The following is a 16,560-nucleotide window of genomic DNA, read 5'->3' as shown; positions in this document are numbered from 1 at the left end:
TACGTGCTTGGTCGAGTGGCAAATACTATAACATATTTTTGCTCTCAATTATCTCCAACTTTTTGGACTTACAACAAGATTCGGATTTGGGTCTTTGGCATTAATAGCCTTTGATAACGCCTCAGTAATTCACTCCTGTATAAACCCAAAGACATTATGACAACTTCAATAATTCCAACTCTAGAGAATTTATATGATGTAACCCAGTCACACCAAGATAATCGTGGGTACTGCACACTCCAGTGGCGACGGGGTAAGCTGTTGGTGAAGCCGCTTGGAGGAGTGAAACAACCATATCTGGCTTCATTAGATAATAAGCGATCGCTAGTAGAATGCTTACAACATTCTCCAGTAAGTTTGGTCAGCATAGATCCAAAATTGGGCGAGGCTTTGCTCAAATTTTGGGCAGATGCATGTGAAGCAGCTCAAAAACCAATATTCCTAAGCATACCCGCTAGCAAAAAACTCCCTAACCAACCCTTCAGACAATTGCAGCGAGTAATTGATTGGATTGCTGCTTTTATATTGCTGCTATTAGTAAGTCCAGTCATGTTGGGATTGATTGTATTAATGCAGGTTTACTCGCCAGGGCCTCTTTTTTGTCATGAATGGCGTGTTGGGGAACGGGGTAAACTCTTTCAAGCGATGAGTTTTTGCACCGACAATACCACACCACTAGGGCGTTGGATGGGTAAATACAATCTCGACAATCTGCCACAGTTATTTAACGTGCTACGGGGTGACATGAGTTTAACCGGATCTCGTTGTTGGACTTTGGAAGATGCAGTACAGCTAAATAAATTACCAGAAATTACAGCTTCCTGGGAAGTAGAGGCACAGTCTCATCTGTTACATCTCGATAGCCAAACCCTGTAATTTATCGGTGCGGTAATTGATGATTTCATTTATCGCACTGAGACTCAAAAAAATTATTTATGTAGTATCAGATTCTAGATAATTAGTTTTTCAAACGCGATAAATAGCATCTTTACGTCAGGGTTTTGAGCTTATCTGAACTGTATCGATCTATAGATGTCTATGTACCTTGCTAAAATATTATGAGAAAATTAATGAATTTACAGCTTCCTCAACCAGTCAGTAATCTGCTCAAAGCTAGCAGCTTTTGGCAGGACAACTATTTGATATTGCGAGAATTTAAACACTTTCGCAAAATTGCAATTTCAGCTCTGGTTTTCTCAATTTTGGCGGCAACCTTTGAAGGTGTAAGTATTGGTTTCTTACTTTCATTCTTGCAAAGCTTAACTAGCCCCAATGCTCAACCCGTACAAACAGGAATAGAATGGTTCGATCTTTGGATTTTAGGAGCCAAGACATCAGCAATTAATCGTTTATATCGCGTATCTTTGCTGATTTTATTGAGTACTTGGTTACGTGCCACCTTCAATTATTTTTCTCAAGTCTATACTGAATTATCTCAACTACATCTTGCCGATCGCTTACGCAAGCAAATTTTTGAACAGTTACAATCCTTATCACTAAGTTACTTTAGTAAAACTCGTTCTGGCGAACTAATTAACACAATTACTACAGAGATTGAAAGGATCAGACAAGGTTTTAGTGGCGGAGCTTTTTTAGTAACTAGAGGACTCACAACCTTTGTCTACTTAATATCAATGTTTTTGATCTCATGGCAATTGACGATAATCTCAGCATTGCTATTTACACTGTTAGGTGTGGGGTTGTCAAATCTGAATGCTAGAGTCAGAGAATCAAGTTTTGGCATGACAACTGCTAATGCTAATTTCACATCAACAGCCATAGAATTTATTAATGGCATTCGCACTGTTCATTCTTGTGGTACTCAAGAATTTGAGCGTCAGCGTTACTATAAAGCTAGCGATAAAGTAATAAGTAGCACAACAAAGGTTGTATTTACCTGGACACTTGTGAAGCCAATTGCCGAAGCGGTAGCGACTACGGTATTGATCGGAATGATTATTTTGGCATTCACTAGTCTTGTGACTAATGGAACACTACAAGTTGCTTCTTTACTAACCTTTTTCTTTGTACTATTTCGCTTTATTCCATTTGTTCAAGATATTAATGGTACGAGAGCATATCTTAGCACTTTACATGGTTCAGCAGACAATATTAAAAATCTGTTGAAAAGTGATGAAAAATATTACTTTCAAAATGGCAGAGTTCAGTTTAAGGGATTAAACAGGTCAATAGATTTAGTATCTGTGGATTTTGGCTATGATGATGAAAATCTAGTGTTGCATAATATTACCCTGACGATTGAAAAGGGAAAGATGACAGCATTAGTCGGCTCGTCTGGCGCTGGTAAAACAACTCTTGCTGATTTGATTCCCCGATTTTATAATGCTACAGATGGATATATTTATATTGATGAAATCGAGATCCAACAGTTTGAAATTAATTCTCTCCGTCGCAAAATAGCTGTCGTCAGTCAGGATACTTTTATTTTCAATACTAATGTTTGGCAGAATATTGCTTACGGAACTCCAGAGGCAACGAATGAGGAAATTCAAGAAGCCGCTAAACTAGCGAATGCACTAGAATTTATTTTGGAAATGCCTGAAGGTTTTGATACCCAATTAGGAGATCGGGGTGTTAGATTATCTGGAGGACAAAGACAGCGAATTGCTATTGCACGCGCTCTACTGCGGAACCCAGAAATTTTGATTTTGGATGAAGCAACTAGTGCCTTAGACTCGCTATCTGAGCGTTTAATTCAAGATTCATTAGAAAAGCTATCTGTTGGTAAAACAGTAATTGCGATCGCTCACCGTCTTTCTACTATTTCTAAAGCAGATAAAGTTGTAGTTTTAGAACAGGGACGAATAGTAGAGCAAGGTAAGTATCAAGAACTATTGGAACTAAAAGGCAAGCTTTGGAAATATCATCAAATGCAATATGAAGTAAGGCAGCCAGATTAAAACAACATCCAATTAGCAAATTAATTACAACATATTAATCGGCTGTACATGTCTACAGCCGTAAACCCCTAAATATGTATCAGTAATTTTGCAAAATAGTAAAACAAAAAATTTTAACCACTTATTCTATCTATAAATAAGTTATTAAAATTAATTCTATATACTTAAATTTCATAGAAAATATGTCCCAGGAAATCTTTGACAAAGACCTAATTTATCAATGCTCAAGTTTTGGTGTCGGTGGGAGCGGAGGTGTTGAAACTTATTTAGCTTCTCTGTTTGAACATCGACCAACTGATGTTAGCGATCGCGTGATCAAATCACTGAAAAATATCGATCAAAGACAGTTCAAACTGCTGCACATCCACAGTCCAGATTTGCTATTGCAGCTTACAGGCGAATGTCCTGCTATCTTCAGCGTTCATAATCACTCATTTTACTGTCCTAGTGGCACAAAGTATTTAGCAGATCAACGGACAATCTGCGATCGCAACTTCTCTTACTTAGGGTGTACCTGGGGTAAATTAGCAGATAAATGTGGTAGCCGTAGACCTTTAAGAACTCTTAGAGAACTTCAAACCACTCATCAGTTTTTAGATGTCTTAAAAAGGCTAAAAATTACTTTCATTGCGAATAGCGAATATGTGCGGCAAGAGTTAATTCAAAACGGTGTATCCCCTGAACAAGTTATAACCCTACACTGTGGAATCTCTATACCAGAAACAGCAAGTTCACCCCTAAGTTTGGAAGTACATCAAAATCATCGAATTTTGTTTGCTGGACGAATTGTTTCTGATAAAGGTCTGGAATGGTTACTGAAAACCTTAATACATACAGACCCAAAAATTCAACTTGATATTGCAGGTGATGGTTGGGAACGACCACGATTAGAAAAGTTAGCAAGTACACTCGGATTGAATAAGCGAATCACTTGGCATGGTTGGTGCGATTCGGATAAATTAGATAAACTTTATCAACAGTGTTTTGCAGTCATCTTTCCCAGTGTTTGGCCTGAACCTGCTGGTCTTGTAACTCTAGAAGCTTACTCTCGTTGTCGTCCTGTAATTGGTAGTGCAGTCGGAGGAATTCCAGAACATTTACAAGATGGAGAAACGGGTATTCTTGTTCCAGGCAATAATATCCAAAAGCTGGCTGATGCTATTAATGAATTGTCTAGAGATTATCAAAAAAGCCGATACATGGGTGAGCAAGGTCATACTTTATTGATGAAAGAATTTACAATGGCTGCTCATGTAAATAATCTCCGAACAATTTATGCAAAAACAATAGCTGAATTTCCTTCCCAAGCGAACAAAGTATATAGTATCTCTCCAGCTAAATAAGCTGAATTTACTAAAAACATCAAATATTGCAATCTTTTACTTAGAAAATATTAAGGGAGAAAAATATGTCATTGCATCAAGAATGTCAACAACCTTTAGTCAGTATTGTTATCCCCACCTATAATCGACCAGACTATCTCAAGCAAGCGATCGCAAGTGCAATAAAACAAACTTATCAAAATATTGAAATTATTATTTCTGATAATTGTAGTTCCGAAAATCCCCAAGCAATTGTCGCATCTTTTGGTGATTCACGCATCAAATTTTGGCAGCATCCGCAAAATGTGGGAATGTTAGCTAATCAGCAGTATGGCTTTAGCATGGCGCAAGGTAAATATGTTGCTAGTTTACATGATGATGATATTTGGCATGAAGACTTTTTAGCAAAGCTTGTACCACCATTAGAAGCAAATTCTGATTTAATTCTCGCTTTTTCTGACCAATATATTATAGATGCTAATGGCATAATTAATCATGCTGGTACTGAAGAAAATACACGCGCTTACAAGCGAGACAAACTAGCCAAAGGAATTTATAAGCCTTTTTCCAAAATTGGATTGGTAGATAAAAGTATACCTACTGCTGCATCTTGCGTGATTCGGAATAATTTGGTGGATTGGTATAGTATTCCCTCAGAAGTTGGTGGGATGTGGGATTTATATTTAACCTATCTATTCTGTATATCTGGTTATGGTGCTTACTATTGTCCAGAAAGATTGACGCGATATCGTGCCCATGAGCAAACTGATACTATGCTCAGTGGTAGTCGAGATGTACAAGCAAAAATTCGCAAAGCGAAAAGCGAAATGTTTTGCTATCAAGTATTTATGGAAGATCCTCGGTTACAGGAATTTAGAACTCATTTTCAGGAGAAATGGTTAGAAGCTAATACTACTTTGGGAATTGGTTTGCTACGAAGCGAACAGATAGCCGCAGCACGCCCTTATTTTTGGCAAGCGCTGAATCAACAAAAATTTAATGTGCGAACTATGGCAGCACTTAGTCTTAGTTTTACGCCGCGATTTTTAACAAGTAAGTTAATCGGAATATCGAAATAATATCTCAATATCTCTGAGTTGAGGAATTTCTTTCTTAAAGATATCTCTTGCATAAGTCGAATAGACCCCCCTTAATCCCCCTTTATAAAGGGGGGAAACTTGAAATATTGCCCCCTACCCAATACATACGGGGAGGGTTGGGGAGGGGTGATTCAAGGATTTTATCCTTAAGGAAATAGTGTATGAAACTTTGTATTGTTACTCATAAAATCAAAAAAGGTGATGGTCAGGGGCGGGTAAACTATGAGGTTGCTAAGGAAGCAATTCGTCGCGGTCATCATTTGACATTATTAGCTAGTGAAGTCGCACCAGAACTAGAAGAAAATAGCCAAGTTAATTGGATTCAAATTTCAGTCAAAGGCTATCCTACAGAATTTGTGCGTAATTTCATCTTTGCTCAAAAAAGTGCAGATTGGTTGCGCAAACATCGCTCTGAAATTGATTTAGTTAAAGTCAATGGAGCAATTAATCTGGCTGCGGCTGATGTGAATGCTGTGCATTTTGTCCACAGTTCATGGTTGCGATCGCCTGTTCATATTTCCCGCAACCGCCGCGATTTATATGGTTTTTACCAGTGGCTATTTACGGCTTTTAATGCCCGTTGGGAAAAACAGGCTTTCCAAAAAGCGCAGGTTGTGGTGGCTGTATCGGAAAAGGTAGCCCAAGAATTAGTCAACATTGGTGTACCGCGTTCTCGAATTCGGGTAATTGTCAATGGCGTTGACTTAGAAGAGTTTACTCCTGGTGAAAGCAATCGCCAAAAATTAGGTTTACCGGAGAATGTCACCTTAGCCTTGTTTGCTGGAGACATTCGCACACCCAGAAAGAATTTAGATACAGTCCTACACGCTTTGGTGAAAGTACCCAATTTACATTTAGCGGTAGTAGGTCATATCGAAGGTAGTCCCTTCCCACAACTAGCAGTATCCTTGGGGTTAAGCGATCGCGTCCATTTTGTCGGATTTCGCCGTGATATCCCCGAAATTATGCGGTCAGTAGATTTATTTATTTTTCCTTCCCGATATGAAGCTTGTAGCCTCGTATTGTTAGAAGCACTTTCTTCAGGACTACCAGTAATTACTGCCACAGCTACCGGGGGTGCAGAGTTGGTGACACCAGAATGTGGCATCGTCTTAACCGACTCAAATGATATCGATGCTTTGGCTGTGGCGATGATGTCCTTGGTAAGTGGAGATATGCTCATACAGCAAATGAGTCAAGCTGCTCGTTCTGTGGCAGAACAACACAGCTGGACTACTATGGCACAAACTTATGTGGATTTATTCGAGGAGTTAAGCAAGAATGCGGAACACCGTTCTGATACCGACTTATCGCCGTCCACAAGACCTCTCACGCTGCCTTTTGGCGCTACAGAAGCAAACTAAACCAGTCGATCAGGTAATAGTGGTTGTCCGCGATACGGATGCAGAAACTTGGCAATTTCTTGCCCAATACACAGCGCACAATTTGCCACTGCATCCCGTGAAAGTGACACAACCGGGGGTAGTAGCAGCTCTCAACGCCGGATTAGCAGCAGTGGAGGGCGATATTGTTTCCATTACTGATGATGATGCCGCACCCCACCCCGATTGGTTAGAGCGGATTGCGGCTTACTTTACCTGCGATCGTCACCTCGGCGGTCTGGGAGGGCGTGATTGGATATACCACGGCAGCAAATTAGAAGACGAATCCCGCCCAGTAGTGGGACAGTTGCAGTGGTTTGGGCGAGTCATTGGCAACCATCACCTGGGAGTGGGAGAACCGCGCGAAGTCGATATTCTTAAGGGCGTGAACATGAGTTTTCGTACCCAAGCTATCGGACAACTACGCTTTGACGAGCGGATGCGCGGTACTGGAGCGCAAGTACACTTTGAAATGGCATTCACCCTGGCATTAAAGCGGGCGGGTTGGAAGATAATTTACGATCCTAGCGTTGCTGTAGATCATTATCCAGCCCAACGTTTTGACGAAGATCAGCGAAATAACTTTAATGAAATTGCCTTTATTAATTTAGTCCATAATGAAACCTTAGTTTTACTAGAGCATTTACCATTTATCCGCCGGATTGCATTTTTATTTTGGGCAGTATTTGTGGGTACATGCGATAGTTTGGGCTTAGTACAATGGCTGAGATTTTTACCTAGCCAAGGGCAGTTGGCAGGGAAAAAGTTATTAGCATCTTGGCGTGGACGTTGGCAGGGATATAAACATTTCAAAATTCAGAATTCGCAATTCAGAATGAGGCAGAGCCTCGAATGACTTCATTCCCAGGCTCTAGCCTGGGAACGAGTTGAACTTATTTATATGTACATCTAAAATTGAATGAATTCTAAGCAGATACTTTTCAATAGTTTTTTACAAGAAAACTATTCTCCTGAAGAGCGATCGCTACAGGGTTGGATGGCGATCGCAGGCTTTATATTACTAACTGTAGTTTGCTATTTTGGTGGTGTTACTGCCGGATTGCGCCTAATTTACCCGGCGACAGCTTTAGTAGTAGCCGTATTTTTATACTTGCGGCATCCCATTCTCTACATTGGCTTTACCTGGTGGATTTGGTTTCTCACACCCTTAGCGACTCGCTTAGTTGATTATCGGGTAGGCTGGGATGCTAGCCGTCAAATGCTCATAGCACCCTACTTGGTGGTGTTTATTACTATAGCAACATTTTTGCGACACTTTCCCCGCGCTTCTCGCCAAGGGGGTTTGCCGTTTGTTTTGGCTTTTATTGGAGTTTTTTATGGCTTTCTCATCGGTCTAATTTACAACCCACCTATCCCTGTAGCACGCGGATTAATGGATTGGCTCAGTCCGGTGATTTTCGCTTTTCACTTATTTATCAACTGGCGAGATTATCCCAGCTATCGCCAAAATATTCAACGAACATTTCTCTGGAGTGTGTTGATTTTAGGAACTTATGGCGTATATCAATTTGTAGTAGCTCCTGAGTGGGATAGGTACTGGCTCATCCAATCAAAATTATTCATGAGTTCTGGAAACCCTGTACCTTTCGGGATGCGCGTCTGGAGTACATTACACTCAGTCGGCCCCTTTGGTTCGGTTATGCAGGCTGGATTACTTTTGTTGTTGACCGGTTCGGGAAGCTTAATTTTTCCGGCTTCAGCTGTTGGTTATTTATCTTTTCTATTAACACAAGCACGTACTAATTGGGGAGGCTGGTTATTTGGAATAATTATGATTATGGGTTCAGTCAAAGCCAAAATTCAAATGCGCTTAATTACCATAATTGCGGTCATGGCTATTTGTGTTGTGCCATTGACAACTATCGAACCAATTGCTGGGGTGGTAGCAGCACGTTTTGAAACTTTTTCTAATATTCAAGAAGATGGCAGCTTTAAAGATAGATCGGGAACTTACGACAGAAATCTTGGTTTAGCCCTTTCTAATGGTCTAGGTAACGGCTTAGGAAATATTTGGAAGGTCAACGAAAAAACTGGTCAAATTGAAGTAGTGGTCATTGATAGTGGCATTTTAGATATGTTTTTCACCCTTGGTTGGTTTGGAGGCATATTTTATATGGGTGGATTAATCTTTTTGATTATTACTGTTAGCAGCTATGGTGAAGGTCGTTTCGATAGTTTTGTCAGTGCTGCTCGTGCCATTGGCATCAGTTCTGCTTCACAGTTAGTTATCGGTAGCGGGATGTTGAGCGTCTCAGGGATGATTCTTTGGGGATTTTTAGCTATGGCTATGGCAGGACATAAGTACTATAGCAATCCTCAGATGTTCTCCAATATTTCTAACTTCTCTAATAAGTCGAGAATCTCATAAATCTTATAACTTAAATAGGACTGATATAGATTATGAAAGTAATTATTGTTATGCCACTAGCCGAGCAACGAGGCGGTGGTGAAATGATGCTTTGGGATTTGGTGCAGCAGGGACGTAATGCTGGTGTTGAGTGGCTGGTGATATTTTTAGAATCCGGCCCGATGGTGGAACAAGTAAAGTCTCTCGGTATTGATGCGCGAGTTGTAGAAAGTGGACGTTTACGCCAAATCCACCGTTTTATTGGCGCTGTTTTGCGGATAGCTGCGATCGCACGCCGCGAACGTGCAGATATAATTGTCAATTGGATGTGGATTACGCATATATCTGGAGGTTTGGCGGCAATGTTGGCGGGCTTGCCTGCTGTGTGGTATCAACTAGAAGTACCTAGCGATAAAACTTGGTTGGTACGAATCGCTACTTTAATCCCAGCGCGGGCAATTATCACTCTTTCGCAAGATGGCAAGCAAGCACAGGCAGAGATTTGGCCGCACAGACCAACGCCTTTGGTTTATCCTGGTGTTGCATTAGACCGATTTGAGCCGAATGCTTTACCAACTCCAGAAGAAGCACGGCGAAAATTAGGCTTACCTTTACACGGGCCGTTGATTGGAATTGTGGGACGATTGCAACGATGGAAGGGAATGCACGTATTGGTGCAAGCGATGCCCAAAATTTTACAGAAGTATCCCGATGCCCATTGTCTGGTAGTTGGCGGTAAGCACGATTTGGAACCGGATTATGAGGACTTCTTAAAAGCCGAAATCACCGCTTTGGGCTTGAAAGACCAAGTAATTATGGCTGGACTACAGCGCAATATCCCGGAATGGGTGCAGGCGATGGATGTATTTGTTCATGCGTCGGATAAAGAGCCGTTTGGGATTGTGATTATTGAGGCGATGGCGCTGGGTAAACCTGTAATTGCTGGTAGTGCAGGCGGGCCGACAGAGATTATTACCGATGGAATGAATGGATTATTAACACCTTACGGCGATGCGGATAAATTAGCGATCGCAATTCTCCGCTATCTTGACGAGCAAGAATTTGCCCGAAGTGCGGGAATAGCTGCTAGACAACGCGCCCTCGATTTTTCAACGCAGAATTATGCCCAAAATTTTATTAATGCAATCCGCTCTGTAATGCCTAGCCCTTTATCACAAAAGTTTTGATCGATTTGTAGTAAGCACTTTAGTGCTTAAAAATTCAGGACTAAAGTCTTTACTACAAACGCATTTACACTTCGTAATTAATATCTTCTATACATCTGTGCAATATAAATATTTATGCAAAAGGAATTAAATCAATGTTGATTGATAGCCGTAAATTGCCAATAGATGAAATTATCAATACGGAAGTTTGTATAGTTGGTGCTGGCCCAGCCGGAATTACACTCGCACGAGAATTAATTGGGCAAGACTTTCGAGTGTGCTTACTAGAAAGTGGTGATTTGGAATTTAATCGAGAAACTGCATCTCTTGGTGAAGGCGAAACGGCTGGAGATCCTTTTCCGCCACTGCAAGATATGCGTCATCGTCAATTTGGTGGAATGGCTAATGTCTGGAATATTGAAATTAATAAAAATCAACTTGGTCTGAGGCACGTACCGTTAGACGCAATAGATTTTGAAAAACGAGATTGGGTTCCATATAGTGGCTGGCCTTTTAGTAAATCTCACCTCAATCCATTTTATGAGCGCGCTCAAGCAGTCTGTAAACTCGGTTCTTTTGCTTACGAAGCTGAGGCTTGGGAAAATCCTCAATCTCCTCGGACACATTTCACAAGTGACCGAGTTACTACTAGTATGTTTCAGTTTGGCCCGCGCGATATTTTCACCAATGAATATCGACATCAAATTAATCAATCTCCTAATATCACTACATTTCTCAACGCCAATGTGGTAGAAATTGAGGCAGACGAAACAGCCCAAACAGTGAAACGCGTGCAAGTTGCTTGTTTATCTGGTAATAAATTTTGGGTTTTTGCAAAAGTATTTGTTTTAGCCGCAGGTGGAATTGAAAACGCGCGTTTATTATTACTATCAAACCGAATTCAAAAGAATGGATTAGGCAATCAACATGATTTAGTGGGTAGATTCTTCATGGATCATCCTTTTATCCGTTGTGGTATGCTTGTTCCGCAAAATCGCAAAATCTTTAATTCGATGTCTTTGTATGATTTACGCCGCGTGAACAATGTCACAGTCATGGGAAAATTTGCTCTAACGGAACAAGTGATGCGCCGCGAGAAATTACTAAATATGACTGCGTTGTTATATCCCAGAGATGAAAGGTATAGATCGGTTGCAAAGGCTTCTGCAAAAATTTTGTTCTCTTCAGTTCAACAAAGACAGTTACCTAAAAATATTTTTCAGCATTTGCAAAATGTCATAACTAATATTGATGATTTAGTAGCTGATTGGTATAAATATAATTTTAAAAAAGAATATTTATTCCCTGATTTGAGTCATGGAGGATGGTCTGAGCATGAAGGTAATGAACAGAAATATACTAAGTTTGAAGTTCTCAGCCAAACTGAACAAACCCCAAATCCAGATAATCGAGTGACACTCAGCAATCAACTAGATAAGCTGGGTTGTCCGCAAGCAAAATTAATTAATTATTGGAGCGAAATAGATATTTGCAGTGTGAAGCGATCGCAGTTAGTATTTGCACAAGAGTTTGCTAGCGCCGGACTGGGTGAGTTGCAGATTGAATCAGAAGAAGATCGTCCAGTTGCTTCTCTTAGTACCCATCATAATATGGGAACAACGCGTATGCATCACGACCCAAAACAAGGAGTAGTCGATGCAAATTGTCAAGTTCACGGCATCTCTAATTTATTTATGGCAGGTAGCTCTGTTTTCCCTACAGGAGGCTATGCTAATCCGACGCTGACCATTATCGCGTTGGCAATTCGATTAGCTGACCATCTGAAAGCACAATTGTCTCACTAAGTATAACTTCGTGTAAAATCGTCACGTTTTCGATGTAGCGATCGCCTGAGTTTTTCTTCGCGCCATTCTGAGGATTTGTACTTGTAGTGTCACAGTAGTAGTAGTTATATTTGCTTGCTCGTCTTTTTGAAAGCATTTCATCAACAAGTAAGCTTTTTCTACCTACGGGAGTTGTCTATCTGTTATTATCAGTTCTGTTCAAGTCAGATAGAAATTATTCTCGGAGATCGACAATGGGCAAGAAATATGATGTTTATGGTGTAGGTAATGCTTTAGTAGATATAGAATACGAAGTTTCTCCAGAGTTACTACAAAAGCTAAAGATTGATAAAGGTGTAATGACACTTCTAGATGAAGACAGTCAAAATCATATTTTGGAAAATCTCAAAAATCTTGATTGCCATAAGAGTTGTGGAGGTTCAGCCGCCAACACAATAGTGGCAATTAGTCAACTAGGAGGAAAAACTTTTTATTCCTGCAAAGTAGCTAATGATGAATTTGGAGACTTTTACATCGAAGATTTAGTCAACTCTCAGGTAGATACCAACTTAAAAAATGGCGATCGCCAATCAGGAATAACAGGTAAATGTTTGGTGTTAGTAACTCCCGATGCAGATCGCACCATGAATACATTTTTGGGAATTACGGGAGAATTTTCTACACAAGAATTAGTATCATCAGCGATCGCTGATTCAGAATATATATATATAGAAGGATATTTAGTGGCTTCTCCCACAGGAAAAGAAGCAGCTATCAAGGCTAGAGAAATAGCTGAAAAAGCGGGAGTAAAAACTACCATGTCTCTATCTGATTACAACATGGTGAAATTTTTTAAAGATGGTTTATTAGAGATCATTGGGCCTGGTTTAGACTTGATTTTTGCTAATGAAAGTGAAGCATTAGAACTAGCAGATACAGAAGATTTTCAAGTAGCTGTAGACAAACTAAAAACCCTGAGTAAGAAATTTGCTATCACTCGCGGTTCCAAGGGGTCAGTAGTATTTGACGGTGAGAAATTAATCGAAATCGCTGCACCTCAAGTAAAAGCTGTAGATACAGTAGGAGCAGGAGATATGTATGCAGGAGCTTTCCTCTATGGAATTACCCACGGTATGAGCTATGAACAAGCCGGAAAATTAGCATCGGCCGCAGCTTCTAAAATTGTTACATGCTATGGGCCAAGATTAAAAACTGAGGAGTTAAAGGCATTAGTTATTGCTTAGAGAATGTTTAAAAAGTGTCCTATAGCATATTAAATTTTGACATTACCCCCCCAACTCCCCGATGTATTGGGAGGCTTTAAGAAACTATTTCCCCTCCCCTTGACAAGCTACGGTGTACACACATCTCTAAAAATCCTACCCATCCAATATTTCTGTTCAAGTGAAAGTCGCACACTGAGCAAATATCCCGCTCAGAACGCCCAGAACTAAAGTTCCGGGCTGATAGCTAACAGTCCTCTAAAAGAGGACTAAACTAAATTTCTTGTTTAGTCCTCTTTTAGAGCAATACAGTTCAGTTAGCGCCAAAAAACTTAAGTTGTGTAGGTTGGGGAGCCACTGCGTTGGGCGGCTATGCCGACTTGTAGCACGTGGCGTTTGAGGAACGAAACCCAACATTTTCATAGCTTTGTTGGGTTGCGCTTTGCTTCACCCAACCTACAATTTTTCTTAACTGAACTGTATTGTCTTTTAGAGGACTTTGGTTATGAGACTCGGAATAAATTCCGAGGCGGGATAGATACACCGCACCAACACTTGTGTATACACCGTAACCTTGAAAAGGGGGTTAGGGGGGGTATTAGATACTTTGGGTAACAAATATAGGTAAGTTTTTTGAGACTTAACGAGAAAAGTCAGTTACCGAATGTTGTACCAGCCAGCAATGTAAGCCCACCATTAACAGCGCCAATGGCAGCATCAACATTGGGATGATTTCTAAAGTTGTCCAACTTGCAACCCAACCGGCTCCAGTGGGTACGATCGCAGCCCCCAAACTGGCGGCACTAGTGGCAATGCTAACAGCCGCAGGAACATGGGGATCTGGTAATCGTTGAGGAATTAACCAAATGGTTGCAGGAAAGATGGCTGCCAACCCAAAGCCAATCAACGGTAAGCTAATCCATTGATCGGGCAATTGCCACCAAGCAAGCAATCCAATGATTACAAGACTGAGCGACATACTGATTGTGCGCACCGCCCCAAGGGATTGCAAGAAATAACCTAAGATGAAACGTCCTAATGTTAATCCCACCCAGTAAGCACTAACGCTGTAACCAGCAATCAGCGTGGGAGTGTGACGAGCGACAGACTGCACAGTGTATGCCCAGTTACCAATGCAGGCTTCAGTGCCAACATAAACCAGCAAAAGTAGCCCAGTTAGCAGTACTATCGGAGTTTGCAGCGCTCTGCCCAGATTTTCTAAGGCAGTTGTCTTTGATGGCAATATCCGTACTGTCATTGGTGTGTAGTTGAAGATGATAACACCCAGCACGCTCACAATTAATAGGCTGACAATCCCGGCTAATACCCCATAAACCTGTCGCCAGTTCATGCCAACTGCTAATAAAGTAGTAGCGATCGCCGGGCCTGAAAGAGCGCCAATACCATAGAAAGCATGGAGCAAACCAATTAAACTGGCACTGCGGGAATCTTGGACAATGTAGGTGTTAATGCCTGCATCAATCAACCCAATGCCCAATCCCAACGCCGATCCAGCCGCAACCATGAGAAACCAGGAGGGTGAGATGGCATAGATCGTCAGTGCCATCGTCAGCGCGCCCGCAGCAATCAACAGCATTCGGGCTAACCCCAGCCGACTACTCACCAGACTGCTGGTGAATGCTGCCAGAATGTAACCGCTAATTTGACTGAGAAACAGCAGAGTGACGGTTGCGGGAGTTAGGTTATAGGTAGACAGAATCGAGGGCAAAAGAACTCCTAATCCTGCTTCAGCAATACCAATGGCAATAAAGGCATAGAAAGCGATCGCCGAACCTATCCACAGAGGCGGTAAGGTGCGTTGATAGTCTGTCATTGGCTAGAATGCTCCTGGATCGGAAAATTTGACTGCTGAGATTTACTCTAATTACAAGAAACTTATGATTGTGCAAAGTATCAATAGTTAAAAAGATTTTTATAACTACCAAATGGCATTATTAGTAATTATCTCAAAATCTCATCACTATGTTGCTAAAAAGTTTGCAATGATTTCTCTCAAATCCTTGTAAAAACTGAATTGCAAATTTTCCGAAAAGTCTATTTATCCTTAATCTTTGAATACTTTAGCTGCTAACAACGCTAATGCTGCTGTACCAGCGATCGCACCCCACTGAAGAAGCGGATTTTTTTCTAGCCAGTCGGATACGCTAGGTATAACTAAGTTACTAAAATCACCCTTAACTCTGTCGTCTTCAGGAACAGATTGGTAAAAATTATTTGGTGCATCTTCAGATTTCGCCTCAGAAGAACGTAGTAAATCAAAGCCGACGAGCAGTAACAGTGAATCTACTAATGATGGTGAGACGCGCTGTACCACATCTAATATTTTAGCTACATCCCCAACTAAGTAGTCACGAGTTGGATGTTCGGCTACGTAGAGGATAGCATCAGCTACAAGTTTAGGATCGTAGTAAGGTGGTATCCCGGAAGGCTTTACGCCTAATTTCGTCAGACCATTATTCCAAAAGGGGGTGTTAATCACTGCTGGTTTCACACTCGTGACGCTAATCGGCCATTTTTCATGTAGTAACTCAAGGCGCATGGCTTCGATAAAGCCCTCGACTCCGTGCTTGGCTGCCGAGTAAGCACTTTGGTAGGGGAGCGATCGCTTACCTTCCATTGAAGAGACATGGATCAGCGCTCCCCGTCCCTCACGCTTCAAATGGGGTAGGGCTGCCATTGCACCATACACTTGTCCCAGGAGATCGACATCAATGACATGCTTAAACTCTTCTGGTGTGATGTTGTCGAAAGTGGCAAAGATGCCGATCGCAGAGACATGTACCCATGTATCGAGTCGCCCGTACACTTCCACAGTTTTATCTGCGATCGCTTTAACTTGCTCAAATACTTCCACATCAGCTACGTAAAAAGTTGCCTCACCGCCAAAGCCGCGAATCTCCTCCACTAAAGACTTTAGCTTCGACTCACTCCGAGCCGAGACTACGACTTTTGCGCCGCGTCTAGCAAACTCAAGAGCTGTGACACGTCCGATCCCGCTGGAGGCTCCAACGACAGAAACGACTTGCTGATTGATTGGCTTTAATTGCATAAGTGTTACGTTTTAAAATAAATTAGGGATTGGGAATTGGCTTCGAGAATCTTAGAGATAGCTTCAACAGGTAATTCAGCCACTTTGTTAGTATCAGTTGTTATTAAAAATATTTCTTAATAACTCTCCTAGTACATATATACGTTAATTATTATTACGGTTGCATTTCTCTGTCTATTGGGGAATTTGAAAGCGCCACAGGAAGTAGATTTCAGGAAGCAGCA

Annotated in this window: 12 protein-coding genes; 10 read left to right on the top strand and 2 right to left on the bottom strand. The window is 41.2% G+C overall.

Going from position 1 to position 16,560, the window contains the following annotated elements:
• Positions 1-156 precede the first annotated feature (156 nt).
• The 10 genes from hepC to NSTC731_RS17690 all read left to right on the top strand — a co-directional run bounded on the left by hepC (position 157) and on the right by NSTC731_RS17690 (position 13,287).
• Positions 157-876, top strand: coding sequence for a heterocyst development glycosyltransferase HepC (hepC, locus tag NSTC731_RS17735; protein WP_445631945.1), 720 nt, complete (start codon positions 157-159; stop codon positions 874-876).
• Positions 877-1,070: 194 nt separating this feature from the next.
• Positions 1,071-2,921, top strand: a complete 1,851-nt coding sequence (gene hepA, locus NSTC731_RS17730; RefSeq protein ID WP_445631944.1) for a heterocyst formation ABC transporter subunit HepA — start codon at positions 1,071-1,073, stop codon at positions 2,919-2,921.
• Positions 2,922-3,103: 182 nt separating this feature from the next.
• A complete protein-coding gene (locus NSTC731_RS17725; RefSeq protein ID WP_445631943.1) occupies positions 3,104-4,264 on the top strand; it encodes a glycosyltransferase family 4 protein in 1,161 nt (386 codons plus the stop codon).
• 65 nt (positions 4,265-4,329) lie between these two features.
• Positions 4,330-5,322, top strand: coding sequence for a glycosyltransferase family 2 protein (locus NSTC731_RS17720; RefSeq protein ID WP_445631942.1), 993 nt, complete (start codon positions 4,330-4,332; stop codon positions 5,320-5,322).
• A gap of 182 nt (positions 5,323-5,504) precedes the next feature.
• Positions 5,505-6,707 (top strand): glycosyltransferase family 4 protein, encoded by a 1,203-nt coding sequence (locus tag NSTC731_RS17715; RefSeq protein WP_445631941.1) that lies wholly within the window; start codon positions 5,505-5,507, stop codon positions 6,705-6,707.
• The gene (locus NSTC731_RS17710) at positions 6,625-7,581 is read left to right on the top strand and encodes a glycosyltransferase family 2 protein (protein ID WP_445631940.1); all 957 of its coding nucleotides are present in this window, start codon (positions 6,625-6,627) and stop codon (positions 7,579-7,581) included. Before NSTC731_RS17715 ends, NSTC731_RS17710 begins: the two co-directional genes overlap by 83 nt.
• A gap of 63 nt (positions 7,582-7,644) precedes the next feature.
• The gene (locus NSTC731_RS17705; protein ID WP_445631939.1) at positions 7,645-9,114 is read left to right on the top strand and encodes an O-antigen ligase domain-containing protein; all 1,470 of its coding nucleotides are present in this window, start codon (positions 7,645-7,647) and stop codon (positions 9,112-9,114) included.
• A 32-nt stretch (positions 9,115-9,146) separates the two neighbouring features.
• Positions 9,147-10,280, top strand: coding sequence for a glycosyltransferase family 4 protein (locus NSTC731_RS17700; protein WP_445631938.1), 1,134 nt, complete (start codon positions 9,147-9,149; stop codon positions 10,278-10,280).
• A gap of 134 nt (positions 10,281-10,414) precedes the next feature.
• Positions 10,415-12,064 (top strand): GMC oxidoreductase, encoded by a 1,650-nt coding sequence (locus NSTC731_RS17695; RefSeq protein ID WP_445631937.1) that lies wholly within the window; start codon positions 10,415-10,417, stop codon positions 12,062-12,064.
• Positions 12,065-12,297: 233 nt separating this feature from the next.
• Positions 12,298-13,287 carry an adenosine kinase gene (locus NSTC731_RS17690; RefSeq protein ID WP_445631936.1) on the top strand — a complete coding sequence of 330 codons (990 nt, stop codon included), beginning with the start codon at positions 12,298-12,300 and terminating at the stop codon, positions 13,285-13,287.
• A 619-nt stretch (positions 13,288-13,906) separates the two neighbouring features.
• Here the strand turns inward: NSTC731_RS17690 and NSTC731_RS17685 are convergent.
• Together NSTC731_RS17685 and NSTC731_RS17680 are read right to left on the bottom strand one after the other, a co-directional pair.
• Positions 13,907-15,100: an MFS transporter gene (locus NSTC731_RS17685; RefSeq protein WP_445631935.1), complete on the bottom strand. Its 1,194-nt coding sequence runs from the start codon at positions 15,098-15,100 to the stop codon at positions 13,907-13,909.
• 231 nt (positions 15,101-15,331) lie between these two features.
• Complete coding sequence (locus NSTC731_RS17680; RefSeq protein WP_445631934.1) at positions 15,332-16,336, bottom strand: SDR family oxidoreductase; 1,005 nt, start codon at positions 16,334-16,336, stop codon at positions 15,332-15,334.
• Positions 16,337-16,560 lie beyond the last annotated feature (224 nt).

It is taken from the genome of Nostoc sp. DSM 114167 (assembly GCF_052692655.1).
Note: the sequence above shows the minus strand (reverse complement) of the source record. Positions and strands in the feature narration are given on the sequence as shown.